This window comes from Cupriavidus sp. YR651, from assembly GCF_900101625.1.
In the GTDB taxonomy this organism is placed as follows: domain Bacteria; phylum Pseudomonadota; class Gammaproteobacteria; order Burkholderiales; family Burkholderiaceae; genus Cupriavidus.
Genome location: NZ_FMYZ01000005.1, coordinates 336,927 through 350,624 on the forward strand (window position 1 = coordinate 336,927; position 13,698 = coordinate 350,624).

Consider the following 13,698-nt stretch of genomic DNA (forward strand, 5'->3'; position numbering starts at 1 on the left):
GGCACCCCGCATGAAACCCAATACCCTGCGCCTGTACAACACCCTCCACACGTGGGTGGGCCTGATGGCCGGCTGGGCCCTGTTCATCGCCTTCTTCGCTGGCGCCATCACGGTCTTCCACCACGAACTCCACGTGTGGCAGAACCCCGCCCGCCTGGAGGGCCGCCATGCCACGGAAGTGCAGGTCGAAGGCCCCGCCATCGACGCGTTCGTGCAGAAGCTCGTGGCCGTGCATCCCGATGCCGCGAACAGCGTCTTCGTCGGCCTGCCCAGCAAGGAAGAGCCCGACTTCAACGCTTACTGGCAGAACAAGGCCGGCGAATGGCTGACGATGAACGGCGCACGCCTGAATGGCGACGCGGCCGCGCAGCAACAGACATCGCTCGATCACGTGACCGGCGAGCTGTCGGCGTTCCTGAATTCGCTGCATTACTCGCTTGGGCTGGATACTGGTGGCATGTACTTCATGGGCGTGATTTCGGTGCTGTACGGCCTGGCGCTGGTCTCCGGCGTGCTGCTGCACCTGCCGCGCCTGAAGAAGGACCTGTTTGCCGTGCGCCCGGGACGCAACCTCAAGCGCTTCTGGATGGACGCGCATAACGTGATCGGCCTGTTCAGCCTGCCCTTCCACCTGATCTTCGCGGTGACGGGCGCGCTGTTCTGCCTGTCGCTGATCATGGTGATGGTCTTCAACGTGCTGACGTTCGACGGCAAGCTGATGGAAGTCGTGCCGCGCGTGATCGGTGCCGCGCCGGAAGTCACCGCGGCCGGCCGCCCCTCGCCGACGATGCCCGCGGCGCAGTTGCTGGCCATCGCGCGCGAGCATGGCGGTGAACGCTTCACGCCCGAAGCCATCCGCTTCCAGCGCTATGGCGATGCCAACGCCGTGGCCGAGGTGCGCGGTGACAGCAGCCGCGCACTGGGTAACGGCGGCGCGGTGGGCATCCACGCCGCAGCCAACGAACCGAATGCGGGGCAACTGATCGCCAACCAGACCGCCGGCGGGCGCGATGGCAACCATGCGCTCTACAGCGCGATGTACGCGCTGCATTTCGGCACCTTCGGCGACCTGGCCGTGCGGCTGGTCTACCTGCTGGCCGGCCTGGCAGGTGCGTTCCTGTTCTACTCGGGCAACCTGCTCTGGATCGAGACGCGCCGCAAGACGCGCCAGGCCGAGCAGCCGCGCGTGCATCGGCTGCTGGCGCAGGCCACGGTGGGCGTATGCATCGGCACCTGCATCGGCGTGGCCCTGTGCTTCCCCGCCGCGCTGCTGTGGCCGGAGCGCGCCGTCAGCGTGGTGTTCTGGCCGGTATTCTTCGTAGCGATCGCCTGGTCACTGCTGCGTGCGCCCGTACGGGCCGCCGTGGAGTTGCTCTATGTGGCGGCCCTCGCCTCGCTGACCGTGCCGTTGTCGAACGCGCTGCTGACGGGGGATCATCTGTTCGTGGCAGCCCTGCATGGCCGCTGGGCCGTGGCAGGATTCGATATCGGCGCCATCGCCATGGCCGTGGGCTATGTCGCGCTGGCCCGCGCCACGGCTCGCCGGGCGCGCAATGGCCCCGCCGAATCCGTGTGGGCGTTACGCAGCGCCTCCGCGGAAGGCGCCCCGCAGGCGACGATGCGCAAGGTGGATGCGTCCTGAGCGCGACGCCGTCGCGCCATCACAAATCGGACTGATGCGCTGATCTCAGGAAGTCGGCCAATCGGTTGGTCACAATTGGTTGGCCAGGCTGAGAAGGGCTGGATCCCGTGCACGGGACCCAGCCCTTTTGTTTTGATATGTGCCTGGCATCGCCGACCTACAATGCAAGGTCTGAAGTACGCACCGCAATCCTCACCCCGAGGAACTTGAGGGAGACCAACCATGACTTCTGGCGGCGCAACATCCGGCGAACCCATCAAGGTGGGCGGATTGACTATCCACTACCTGCTCGATGGCGCGGCAACCGGCGGAATGGGCATGTTCGAACTGACCGTGCCGCCCGGCGCGCAGGTGCCGCCACCCCATAGCCATACCCATAACGAAGAGTGCGTCTACGTCCTGGATGGCGTACTTCGGTACTCGGTCGATGGCGTCAGCCGGGACCTGTCGCGGGGGGATTGGATGTCGACCCCGCGCGGATCGGTGCATCAGTTCAGCAATCCGCACGGCGACGTCGCCCGCGCACTGATCGTCATCTCGCCTGACATTGGCGCGCAGTATTTCCGCGATGTCGGCGCCATCGTCAACGCCGGCGGGCCGCCCGACCGCGCAAAGCTGCTGGCGGTCATGGCCGGATACGGGCTGGTGCCGGCAAAACCCTCGCCCTGACCGGCCCCGCCTTCTAACGCAGGTGCTGCTCCATGGCCTGTTTGATATCGGCGATGAGGTCGCGCGTGTCTTCCAGGCCGATGTACAGCCGCACCAGCTCGCCGGCATTTTCCCAGTCCGCTGGCGGCCAAGTCCCGGCCGGGCGCATGGCCTCCACGTGATAAGGCACCGCCAGGCTGTGCGCCCCGCCCCATGACCAGCCGATTGCAAACAGCTTCAGCGCCTCCACGAACGCATCGACCTGTTCGCGCGTGTAGCGGCTGTGCAGGATGATCGAAAACAGGCCGCTGGCGCCGGTGAAGTCACGCCGCCATTCAGCATGCCCCGGACAGTCGGGCAGCGCGGGATGCAGCACGCGCGTGACTTCCGGCCGCTGGGTCAGCCATTCGGCGACCTCGCGAGCGGCGCGGTCGTGAGCGGCCAGCCGGACCGGCATGCTCGACAGCCCGCGCAACACCAGGTAGCAGTCATCGGCGGAGACCCCCCAGCCCATGATCATGCGTGTGCGCTTCAAGCGGTCGTAGAGCTTGCCGTCGCGCGTGATGACCGCGCCCATCAGCACGTCGCTGCCGCCGGACTGGTACTTGGTCAGCGCCTGCATGGAAATGTCGATGCCCTTGTCGAAGGGGCGGAAGTACACGCCGGCAGACCATGTGTTGTCGATGGCGGTCACCACGCCGCGCGCCTTGGCCGCGGCCACGATGGCGCTCGTATCGGGCACTTCCATCGTGACCGATCCCGGTGCTTCCAGCCAGATCAGCTTCGTGTTCGGCTGGATCATCGACGCGATGCCCGCGCCGATCATCGGCGAGTAGTAGCGCACCGTCACGCCAAAGTCCCGCGCAAGCCATTCGCCGTGGTCACGATTCGGACCGTAGACGTTGTCCGGCACCAGCACATCGTCGCCGGCCTTCAGGAAAGCAAAATAGACCAGTGAAATCGCACCCATCCCGGATGGCAGCAGCAGGGTCTGGCTGCCGCCCTCGATCTGGGCCAGTTGCTGGCACAGCGCCTCGCTGGTGGGCGTGGCGTGCAGGCCGTAGCGCCAGTACGTGGTGGAGCGGTCGCCATAGGCGCGCAGTTCCGCGAGGTTGCGGAACACCACGGTGGAGCCGCGATAGGTCGGTGTGGAAAAGGATTGGAAACCGGGCGCGATATCCAGGTCTGGCTGGACGGCAACGGTCTGCAGGTAATGGGACGAGTCGGATTCGGAGCGGTCGGACACGGCGGATTCCTTGCTATCTGGATGGCGCGGGTCAGTTTACGGCCCGCGCACGGGAAGTCAGTTCAGACGTCCGAGCTTACCAGCAAATGCAGGGGTATCCACTGCGCCACATTCATTGCGGCGCCATTGCGGCACCATTGCGACCCGGAGAGTCGCCGCCTTGATGGCGATTGCCGCGATGATGTCGGCAGCGACGGAAACTAGCGCGGGTTGCCGACCGAGATCGACGATTTGGGCGGCGGCGGCGCGTAGGTAACGCCGCTATTGGGCCGCATGTCGAACGGCGGAATCACGAGGTAGCCGCCGAACGGGCGGATGAAGAATGGCAGCACGATCGCCGGGTTGAACGCGTCGGTCCACGTCCCGCGCACCGCGCCGTTCTGGTCGATCTGGCCTTCCCAGTTGCCGGACACGCGCGTGCCGTCGTCCGACTCCTCCATCAGGAATGCGCCGTTTTCCCACTCTCCGGAAAGCAGGCGTACGCCCTTGGCATCGCCGGTCGTGTATTCGCCTTGCAGGCTGTCTCGCGTGTCGGACTTGGGCCCGATGCGCAGCCGCACGGACTTGTCGCCGACGTTGCCGACGTAGACCGGCAACCTGGCGTACTCCGCCCGCGGAGCCAGCGGACCGATCGGCCCCGTGGAAAGCGCGGCACCACGCCGGGCCTCGCCATCACGGATCGCCTCATTGATACCGAGCGCGCCGCCCTGCCCACCCGCCGTGCTGCCCGCCACCGGGCCGGATGACAGCGCCGTGCCGCCGGCCGCCTGCGCGGCAATCGGAACGATCAGCGCAAGCGTCGCGGCAACGGTCAGTCGGAACAGAAACGGGATCGGTCGGGGCAAGGCGGAACCTCGGGAGTGGTGCGTCGTCGTGTGACTTTAAACGCGCTCGAAAATCGCGGCAATGCCCTGGCCGCCACCGATGCACATCGTCACCAGCGCATAGCGACCTTGCACGCGCTGGAGCTCGTGCAGTGCCTTGACGGTGATGAGCGCCCCCGTCGCACCGATCGGGTGGCCGAGCGAAATGCCGGAGCCGTTCGGGTTGACCTTGGCCGGATCGAGACCCAGCGCCTTGGTCACCGCGCACGCCTGGGCGGCGAACGCCTCGTTGGCCTCGATGACATCGAGGTCCTTGACCGACAGGCCGGCGCGTTCCAGCGCGATCTTCGTCGCCGGCACCGGGCCGATGCCCATCGTCTTCGGATCCACGCCGGCATGACCGTAGGACACCAGGCGCGCCAGCGGCTTCAGGCCACGACGCTCCGCCTCGGCACGCTCCATCAGCACCACGGCGGCGGCGGCGTCGTTCAGGCCAGACGCATTGCCCGCGGTCACGGTACCGTTTTCCTTGACGAAGACCGGCTTGAGCTTGGTCATGTCGTCGATCGTCGCGTCATGGCGCACGTGCTCGTCGGTATCGAACACCACATCGCCCTTGCGCGACTTCAGCGTGACGGGGACGATCTGGTCCTTGAAGTAGCCCGCCTTGATCGCCGCCGACGCACGGCGGTGCGATTCCAGCGCGGCCTCGTCCTGCTGCGTGCGCGAGATGTCGTATTCCTTGGCGACGTTCTCGGCGGTCACGCCCATGTGGATCGCGTGGAAGGGGTCGTGCAGCGCGCCGAGCATCATGTCGACGAGCTTGGCGTCGCCCATGCGGGCACCCCAGCGCGCCATCGGCGCCAGGTACGGGGCGCGGCTCATGCTTTCCGCGCCGCCGCCGATCGCCACATCGGTATCGCCCAGCAGGATGGTCTGCGCGGCGCTCACGATGGCCTGCAGGCCGGAGCCGCACAGGCGGTTCACGGTCAGCGCCGGGGCGTTGATCGTCACGCCGCCGTTCACGGCCGCCACGCGGCCCAGGTACATGTCCTTGGGTTCGGTCTGGATGACGTTGCCGAACACCACGTGGCCGACGTCGTCGCCGGACACATTGGCGCGGGCCAGCGCCTCGCGTACCACCATTGCGCCCAGCTCGGTCGGGGCGAGGTCCTTCAGGCTGCCGCCAAAGGTGCCGATTGCGGTGCGCACACCGCTGACAACCACCACTTCACGCGTCATGTCTGGTCTCCATGAATTCATGTTGCGGCGCACAGTATAGTCCGGGCGCCCCATAAACGAACGACCGTACTTTTACCTAATTGTCTCGACAGGCAGGCAACTCGCCTGCCACTTCGTCAGCCACTTCGTCAGCCGTCAGACGATTTCACCCCAGAGGTCGTGACCGTCGGCGCCGGTGATCCTGACGTTGACGAAATCGCCGGTCTTGTAGCGCTGCGACGGCTTGGCGGCCGGGTCAATATAGACCAGCCCATCGATCTCGGGGGCGTCCGCGGACGACCGGCCGATGCCGCCTTCCTGATTGACCTCGTCCACCAGAACGCGCAGCGTCTGGCCGACCTTGCGCTCCAGCCGGCGGGCGGAAACCGCCTCCGCCACTTCCATGAAGCGGGCGCGGCGTTCCTCGCGAACCTCGTCGGGCAGCGCGCCGGGCAGGTCATTGGCCGTGGCGCCTTCGACCGGCGAATAGGCAAAGCAGCCCACGCGGTCCAGTTCGGCTTCGGCGATGAAATCCAGCAGGGTCTGGAACTCTTCCTCGGTCTCGCCCGGGAAGCCAGCGATGAACGTGCTGCGGATGGTCAGGTCGGGACAAACCTCGCGCCAGGCGCGGATGCGATCCAGGGTCTTCTCGGCGTTGGCTGGGCGCTTCATGCGCTTGAGTACATCCGGATGCGCGTGCTGCAGCGGCACGTCCAGATACGGCAGCACGTTGCCCTGGTTCATCAGCGGAATGATCTCGTCGACGTGCGGGTACGGGTACACGTAGTGCAGGCGCACCCAGGCGCCGTACTGGCTGGCCAGTTCGCCCAGCGCGGCCACCAGCTCGGTCATGCGCGTCTTCAGCGGACGGCCGTTCCAGAAACCGGTGCGGTACTTCACGTCCACGCCATAGGCGCTGGTGTCCTGCGAGATCACCAGCAATTCCTTGACGCCGGACTTGAACAGGTTCTCGGCCTCCAGCATGACTTCCGCCACCGGGCGCGACACCAGGTCGCCGCGCATCGACGGGATGATGCAGAACGAGCAGCGGTGGTTGCAGCCTTCCGAGATCTTCAGGTAGGCGTAGTGCTTGGGCGTGAGCTTGATGCCGGCGGGCGGCACGAGGTCCGTGAACGGGTCGTGCGGCTTGGGCAGGTGGGTGTGCACGGCGTGCATGACTTCGCCCAGCGCGTGCGGGCCGGTCACGGCCAGCACCTTGGGGTGCACCGACGACACGATGTCATGCCCCGCGGCGTCCTTCTTCGCGCCCAGGCAGCCGGTCACGATCACCTTGCCGTTTTCGGTCAGCGCCTCGCCAATCGCGTCCAGGCTTTCCTGCACGGCCTCGTCGATGAAGCCGCAGGTGTTCACCACGACCAGGTCGGCGCCGTCATAAGTGCCACTGATGGCATAGCCCTCGGCGCGCAGCTGCGTAATGATCTGCTCGGAGTCGACCAGCGCCTTCGGGCAGCCGAGCGACACAAATCCCACACGCGGACTATGGTCTTTTTGGATCGTTGATTCTGAAGGGTTTTTCACAGGGCTATCCGAATGTGGGGCTGGCCTGGCGGGACATGGCCGTCAGGCGATCAAGGCGAATCGACCATTTTAACCGTTCGCCGGGGATTCCCGGCGCCTAACCCCACACATCGGCCAAACGTCGGTCATACATCAGCCACACACGCCGCGACAAACCGCGGCGAGGCGGCGTCAATCCAGGGCGGAAGATGCCCGCGGGTAGCCCTGCAGCGTACGTTCGATCAGGGCGTAAATCTCGCTCGAATCCTGCATGCGCCGGATGGCCGTGTGCAACTCGGCGGCCTGCGGCCACGTCCGTTTGAGATAGCTAAGCCACAATTTGACGCGCCCGTGCTCATGGCAGGAGGCGATGCGGGCCTGCAGTTTCTTCAGGTAATCGGTGATCTGGCGGAGCACGAGCGGCCAATCCTCGTCGGACGGCGTGGCGTCCATCTGCCCGCGTATCCGAAGGGCCAGGAAAGGATCGGACACCGCACCCCGCCCGATCATCACATCGGCACAGCCGCTGACAGCACGGCATCGCTCCCAGTCCGCGACCGTCCAGACATCGCCATTGGCAATGACGGGCACGTCCACGGCGGCATCGATCCGCGCGATCCACTCCCAGTGCGCTGGCGGCCGGTAGCCGTGATCCCGTGTCCGGGCATGCACGACGATGGAGGCCGCGCCGCCTTCCTCCAGCGCCGTGGCGCAGTCGACGGCCAGCGAGGTATCGGATACGCCAAGCCGCATTTTCGCCGTGACGGCGATGCTGGCAGGCACCGCCGCGCGCACCGAGGCAACGATCCGGTTCAGCAGCTCAGGCGTCGCCAGCAGCATCGCGCCGCCGCCGTGCCGGTTGACGACTTTTGCAGGGCAACCGAAGTTCAGGTCGATGCCATGCGGCGACAAGGTTGCTGCGTACGCCGCATTCCGCCCGAGCCATTCGGGATCGCTGCCGAGCAACTGGATCACCATCGGCGTGCCGCTGCGCGTATAGCCTCCGTCGAGGATCTCGGGGGTATCGCGCTCGTAGACGCGCGCGGGGAGCAGCGATCCCGTCACCCTGACGAACTCGGATACGCAACCGTCGTAGCCGCCCGTGCCGGTCAGCACGTCGCGCAACACGTAGTCCGCAAGCCCTTCCATCGGGGCAAGAAACAGCCGGCTCATGCGAAAGCCTTCGCCGAAGCATCGGGCCCGGCCTCGATGGCAAGCGCCTGGTGAAAAGATGGGATGTGGGAGGACATTGGGAATCGCGCTGTACAGGCGAGTCCGCAATATGAGCCGCCACGTTTGAGAATGGGGAGGCACCTCGATATTGGCGCACATCACCCGAATTGGCGCGATTCTAACCGATCGCCCTCATGCCGGCTTCGCCCGGCTCCGGCCCTCGCCGTGCAGCCGACAGCAGCACTCCGGACCCGCGTGAGCGGGCCCGGTAGCACTGGAAATTCGGGGGGGTGGCGATGACACCGGCGGCGCACCGCCGGCGGGGTGGCGGGCTTACTTCTTGTCCGGCTGGTTGAACGGGAACGTGCCGAACATGTTCTTCGCCTGGTTCTGCATCTGCTCCTGCATCTGCACGAACAGGTTCTTGCTCTGCTCGATGTAGTTGCTCATCATGCCCTGCATCATCGGACCCTGCATGTTCATGAACTGCGACCACATGTCGGGGCTGAAGGGTTCGCCCGAATACAGGCCCTTGGAGTTCTCGGCCAGCTTGCTCTGGATGTCGATGAACGCCTGGATGTTCTTTTCCAGGTACGTCCCCATCATGCCCTGCATGGCATGGCCATAGAAACGGATGATCTGGGAAAGCATGGCGCTGGAGAACATCGGCACGCCGCCGGTCTCCTCTTCCAGGATGATCTGCAGCAGGATGCTGCGCGTGAGCTCATCGCCGGATTTGGCGTCGACGACCTTGAAGTCTTCGGTATCCATGACCAGCTGCTTGACATCCGCGAGGGTGATGTACGTGCTGGTTTGCGTGTCGTAGAGCCGGCGATTGGGATACTTCTTGATCAGTCGCTCTGCGCCTTTTTTGGTCGTGGCCATCGGTGCTCTATCCTTTTGTCGTCGCTGATGCCGGGCCGGCATGGCCGTTACCCGCTGCTGCACCGCATGCGGTGCAGTGCGCAAACAGCGCGGTTTTCCGCGCCTGACACAACCGGGAATATCACCAGACAGGACCGATCGACCCGACAGGACCGCGCTCCGCTCTACTTTGGTGCCGGTTGCGCCGCTGCCCTGATTCTATGCTCAAGAAAGCACTATGGAAAGTCGCCACGCTTAAGGAAAACCCGCAGCAAGAAAGCCAATGCGGGCCGTCCCGACTGGCAGGCGACCCGCATTGCGTGGGGTTGCAGAGCGCGGCGCAGCCCTTGTGCACCGCGCTGGCTGCGCCGCACCAAGCGGTGCGGCGCGAACCACGTCAGCCCATGTGCAGGCCGCCGTTCAGCGAGAAGTCGGCCCCGGTGGAGAAGCCGGATTCATCCGACGCCAGCCAGGCACAGATCGACGCAATTTCCTCCGGCAGGCCCAGGCGCTTGACCGGGATGGTGCCGACGATCTTGTCCAGCACGTCCTGGCGGATGGCCTTGACCATGTCCGTGGCGATGTAGCCCGGCGACACCGTGTTCACGGTCACGCCCTTGGTGGCCACTTCCTGTGCCAGCGCCATCGTGAATCCATGCAGGCCGGCCTTGGCCGTGGAGTAGTTGGTCTGGCCGAACTGGCCCTTCTGCCCGTTCACCGACGAGATGTTGACGATCCGCCCAAAACCGCGGTCCGCCATGCCGTCGATGACCTGCTTGGTCACGTTGAACAAGGAGGTCAGGTTGGTGTCGATCACGGCGTCCCAGTCGGCACGCGTCATCTTGCGGAACACCACGTCGCGCGTGATGCCGGCGTTGTTGATCAGGACGTCGACCTCGCCTACTTCGGCCTTGACCTTGTCGAAGGCCGTCTTGGTCGAATCCCAGTCCGCCACGTTGCCTTCGGACGCCACGAACTCGAAACCGAGGGCACGTTGCTGCTCGAGCCACTTCTCGCGGCGCGGCGAATTCGGGCCGCAGCCCGCCACCACCTTGTAGCCGTCACGGGCCAGTCGCTGGCAGATCGCGGTCCCGATGCCGCCCATGCCGCCGGTCACATATGCAATGCGCTGAGTCATATCCACTCCTTGTTGGCTCGCTTATCGATGTTGTCGATGCGACGATCTTCGTTATAGACGCCGGCGCACGATCGCGTGCGTGCGCCAGCACACCCCTCAGTGCACTTAATTGCGTTCCACGGCCAGCGCCACGCCCATGCCGCCGCCAATACACAGCGAGGCCAGGCCCTTCTTGGCATCGCGGCGCTTCATTTCATGCAGCAGCGTGACCAGGATCCGGGCGCCGGAGGCGCCGATCGGGTGGCCAATGGCGATCGCGCCGCCGTTCACGTTAATCTTGGACTGATCCCAGCCCATTTCCTTGTGCACGGCCAGCGCCTGCGCGGCAAACGCCTCGTTGATTTCCATCAGGTCCAGGTCCTTCACGCCCCAGCCCGCGCGCGACAGACAGCGCTTGGATGCCGGCACCGGGCCCATGCCCATCACGGCCGGGTCCACGCCTGCGTTGGCGTAGGCCTTGATGGTAGCCAGCGGCTTCAGGCCCAGTTCCTTTGCCTTGGCCGCGGACATCACCACCACCGCGGCGGCGCCGTCGTTGAGGCCCGATGCGTTGGCGGCCGTCACCGAACCGGCCTTGTCGAAGGCGGGCTTCAGGCCAGCCAGGCTGTCCAGCGTGGCGCCGTGGCGCACGAACTCGTCGGTCTTGAAGGCCACCGGGTCGCCCTTGCGCTGCGGAATCAGCACCGGGACGATTTCCTCGTCGAACTTGCCGGCCTTCTGGGCGGCTTCGGCCTTGTTCTGCGAGGCCACGGCGAATTCATCCTGCGCCTCGCGCGTGATGCCGTATTCCTTGGCCACGTTCTCGGCGGTGATGCCCATGTGGTACTGGTTGTAGACGTCCCACAGGCCGTCCACGATCATCGTGTCGACGAGCTTGGTGTCGCCCATGCGGAAGCCATCGCGCGAGCCCGGCAGCACGTGCGGTGCGGCGCTCATGTTCTCCATGCCGCCGGCGACCACGATTTCGGCCTCGCCCGCCACGATGGCGTTGGCGGCCAGCATCACGGCCTTCAGGCCCGAGCCACACACCTTGTTGATCGTCATGGCCGGGACCATATCGGGCAGCCCTGCCTTGCGCGATGCCTGGCGGGCCGGGTTCTGGCCCGAACCGGCGGTCAGCACCTGGCCCATGATGACTTCGCTCACCTGGTCCGGCTTCACGCCGGCGCGCTCCAGCGCCGCCTTGATCACGAGCGCACCCAGTTCCGGTGCCGGGATCTTCGCCAGGGAACCGCCAAACTTGCCTACTGCGGTACGGGCTGCGGAAACGATGACAATGTCAGTCATTTGAGGTCCTTTCGAGAAAGCGATATGCAGATTGGTGCGAAAACCGGGCCGTCGGCGGTGCCGCCGGCCCACACGGGGTTGTCAGGGGGTGTCAGGCGCGATGCTTGACGTAGCGCCCTGGCGCGGGCTCGATGGCCCGGTAGTGCGGATTGCCGTAGTCGGCCGGCGCGGCGCGCTTCTGGCCGGCCTGTTTGCCCAGCCACGCCATCCAGTCCGGCCACCAGCTGCCGGGCTGTTCCTTGGCGTCGGCCATCCATTCTTGCGCGGTAGCCGGCAGTGCGTCGTTGATCCAATGGCTGCGTTTCTTCTTCGCCGGGGGATTGATCACACCGGCGATGTGGCCCGACGCGCCCAGCACGAAGCGCAACTTGTTCTTCAGCAGCGCGGTGGAGGCATATGCAGCCGCCCACGGCACGATATGGTCTTCGCGCGAACCGTAGATGTACGTCGGCACATCGATCGCGCCGAGGTCCACCGGGGCGTTGCATACCGTCAGCTTGCCCGGCACCTTGAGCTCGTCCTGCAGGTAGGTGTGGCGCAGGTACCAGCAGTACCAGGGGCCCGGCAGGTTGGTGGCGTCCCCGTTCCAGAACAGCAGGTCGAACGGCACCGGCGTGTTGCCTTTCAGGTAGTTGTCGACGACGTAGTTCCAGACCAGGTCGTTCGGACGCAGGAACGAGAACGTGTTCGCCAGTTCCACGCCACGCAGCAGGCCGCACGGCGCACCGGCCGCGCCGCCAAGCGTGGCCTCACGCAATTTCACGTGCGCCTCGTCGACAAAGACGTCCAGGATGCCGGTGTCGCTGAAATCCAGCAGCGTGGTCAGCAGGGTCAGGCTGGCTGCAGGATGCTCGCCACGCGCGGCCAGCACCGCCAGCGCGGTGGCGATGATCGTGCCGCCGACGCAGAAGCCCAGTACGTTGATCTTGTCCTGCCCGCTGATGTCGCACACCACCTCGATCGCGCGGATGGCCGCGTGTTCGAGGTAGTCGTCCCAGGTGCGCTCGGCCATCGAGGCATCGGGATTGCGCCACGACACCAGGAACACCGTATGGCCCTGCTCCACCGCGTGCCGCACGAGCGAGCTTTCCGGCTGCAGATCGAGGATGTAGTACTTGTTGATGCACGGCGGCACCAGCAGCAGCGGGCGCGCATAGACCTTGTCGGTCAGCGGCTTGAACTGGAGCAGCTGGAAGTATTCGTTCTCGTAGACCACCGCGCCCTCGGTGACGGCCACATTGCGGCCCACTTCGAAGGCGGTGTCATCGGTCTGCGAGATCTTGCCGCGGCTCAGGTCTTCCAGCATGTTGCGCACGCCGTTGCGCAGCGATTCGCCGCCCGATTCGATCAGGCGCTGCTGCGCGTCCGGATTGGTGGCCAGGAAGTTAGCGGGGGACATCGCGTCGACCCATTGCGATACCGCAAAGCGGATGCGCTGGCGCGTCTTGGAGTCGGCGTCGACGGCATCGGCCAGTTCGGTCATCGCGCGCGCTGTCAGCAGATAGAACGCCGCGGCGTAGCGATATGGCGCATTGTTGCGCCAGGCCGGGCTGGCAAAGCGTCGGTCGGACAGCCGGTGGCTAGCCGCGTCGGCATTGTCCTTTGGCTTGCCATCGATGCCGACACCTTCGCCCATCTCGCGCCAGAGCTCGGAGAAATCCTTGAAATAGCGTTGCTGGATCTGTGCGAGCGATGCGGGGTCGATCTTGAGCCCGGCGGCCGCGCTGCCCTGGAGGGCGCCCTGGAACGCCTTGGCAATCGCGTCGCTGCCGGGAAACCCGCCGGCCATGCCTGCGGGAAAACCGGGCGGCAAGTTGCCGTTGGTCTCGGGTGCCCACTGACGGGACCACTCCAGCCATGCGGCTGGATCAAATGGCCCCGGCACAAACTGAAACGGTTGGGACTTGCCTTCCTGAGTGGAAGCTGCCGCACCTTTGCCGGTCGCCATGATGTATTCGTCTCTCTGCCGTCGTGATATGAAGACGGGCTCGGGGTAACTGTCTCCCGACCCGCCCCTGATCCGGGTTGCGTCTGACTGCGACTGCCTGGGCGCCTCTGGGCGCCTTCCGTCATACGCTATGCTTGCCGGCGAAACCCTGGAGAACCTCCGCGGTTCCGATACATTTGAAGGCATTGT

At 65.5% G+C, this 13,698-nt stretch carries 11 protein-coding genes; 2 read left to right on the plus strand and 9 right to left on the minus strand.

The window, feature by feature from the left end; genetic code table 11:
• Positions 1–10: 10 nt before the first annotated feature.
• Both BLR29_RS16590 and BLR29_RS16595 read left to right on the plus strand, forming a co-directional pair.
• Positions 11–1,642 (plus strand): PepSY-associated TM helix domain-containing protein, encoded by a 1,632-nt coding sequence (locus BLR29_RS16590; protein ID WP_092138100.1) that lies wholly within the window; start codon positions 11–13, stop codon positions 1,640–1,642.
• A 222-nt stretch (positions 1,643–1,864) separates the two neighbouring features.
• On the plus strand, positions 1,865–2,311 hold the full coding sequence (locus BLR29_RS16595) for a cupin domain-containing protein (protein WP_092138101.1): 447 nt from the start codon (positions 1,865–1,867) through the stop codon (positions 2,309–2,311).
• Positions 2,312–2,324: 13 nt separating this feature from the next.
• On the opposite strand, the gene BLR29_RS16600 is transcribed toward BLR29_RS16595, so the two are convergent.
• The 9 genes from BLR29_RS16600 to phaC form a co-directional block, all read right to left on the minus strand.
• A complete protein-coding gene (locus BLR29_RS16600) occupies positions 2,325–3,536 on the minus strand; it encodes a cystathionine beta-lyase (RefSeq protein ID WP_092138102.1) in 1,212 nt (403 codons plus the stop codon).
• A 200-nt stretch (positions 3,537–3,736) separates the two neighbouring features.
• On the minus strand, positions 3,737–4,381 hold the full coding sequence (locus tag BLR29_RS16605; protein ID WP_092138103.1) for a hypothetical protein: 645 nt from the start codon (positions 4,379–4,381) through the stop codon (positions 3,737–3,739).
• A gap of 36 nt (positions 4,382–4,417) precedes the next feature.
• Entirely contained in the window at positions 4,418–5,602 is a 1,185-nt protein-coding gene (gene bktB / locus BLR29_RS16610; RefSeq protein WP_092138104.1) for a beta-ketothiolase BktB, read from the minus strand.
• Between the two features lie 135 nt (positions 5,603–5,737).
• Positions 5,738–7,120 carry a 30S ribosomal protein S12 methylthiotransferase RimO gene (rimO, locus tag BLR29_RS16615; RefSeq protein WP_092138105.1) on the minus strand — a complete coding sequence of 461 codons (1,383 nt, stop codon included), beginning with the start codon at positions 7,118–7,120 and terminating at the stop codon, positions 5,738–5,740.
• A gap of 171 nt (positions 7,121–7,291) precedes the next feature.
• Positions 7,292–8,272 (minus strand): tRNA dihydrouridine synthase, encoded by a 981-nt coding sequence (locus BLR29_RS16620; protein ID WP_092138106.1) that lies wholly within the window; start codon positions 8,270–8,272, stop codon positions 7,292–7,294.
• Between the two features lie 333 nt (positions 8,273–8,605).
• Entirely contained in the window at positions 8,606–9,157 is a 552-nt protein-coding gene (phaR, locus tag BLR29_RS16625; RefSeq protein WP_092138107.1) for a polyhydroxyalkanoate synthesis repressor PhaR, read from the minus strand.
• Between the two features lie 376 nt (positions 9,158–9,533).
• Positions 9,534–10,274, minus strand: a complete 741-nt coding sequence (locus tag BLR29_RS16630) for a 3-ketoacyl-ACP reductase (RefSeq protein WP_092138108.1) — start codon at positions 10,272–10,274, stop codon at positions 9,534–9,536.
• A 105-nt stretch (positions 10,275–10,379) separates the two neighbouring features.
• Positions 10,380–11,561, minus strand: coding sequence for an acetyl-CoA C-acetyltransferase (locus BLR29_RS16635; RefSeq protein ID WP_092138109.1), 1,182 nt, complete (start codon positions 11,559–11,561; stop codon positions 10,380–10,382).
• Positions 11,562–11,652: 91 nt separating this feature from the next.
• Complete coding sequence (gene phaC, locus BLR29_RS16640) at positions 11,653–13,509, minus strand: class I poly(R)-hydroxyalkanoic acid synthase (protein ID WP_092138110.1); 1,857 nt, start codon at positions 13,507–13,509, stop codon at positions 11,653–11,655.
• Positions 13,510–13,698: the final 189 nt, after the last annotated feature.

What these genes read in the sequence shown, in the direction of transcription:
- BLR29_RS16630 (WP_092138108.1), bottom strand. Translation starts at nt 10,274, where the DNA reads ATGACTCAGCGCATTGCATATGTGACCGGCGGCATGGGCGGCATCGGG.
- BLR29_RS16595 (WP_092138101.1), top strand. Translation starts at nt 1,865, where the DNA reads ATGACTTCTGGCGGCGCAACATCCGGCGAACCCATCAAGGTGGGCGGA.
- BLR29_RS16620 (WP_092138106.1), bottom strand. Translation starts at nt 8,272, where the DNA reads ATGAGCCGGCTGTTTCTTGCCCCGATGGAAGGGCTTGCGGACTACGTG.
- bktB (WP_092138104.1), bottom strand. Translation starts at nt 5,602, where the DNA reads ATGACGCGTGAAGTGGTGGTTGTCAGCGGTGTGCGCACCGCAATCGGC.
- BLR29_RS16590 (WP_092138100.1), top strand. Translation starts at nt 11, where the DNA reads ATGAAACCCAATACCCTGCGCCTGTACAACACCCTCCACACGTGGGTG.
- phaC (WP_092138110.1), bottom strand. Translation starts at nt 13,509, where the DNA reads ATGGCGACCGGCAAAGGTGCGGCAGCTTCCACTCAGGAAGGCAAGTCC.
- BLR29_RS16635 (WP_092138109.1), bottom strand. Translation starts at nt 11,561, where the DNA reads ATGACTGACATTGTCATCGTTTCCGCAGCCCGTACCGCAGTAGGCAAG.
- phaR (WP_092138107.1), bottom strand. Translation starts at nt 9,157, where the DNA reads ATGGCCACGACCAAAAAAGGCGCAGAGCGACTGATCAAGAAGTATCCC.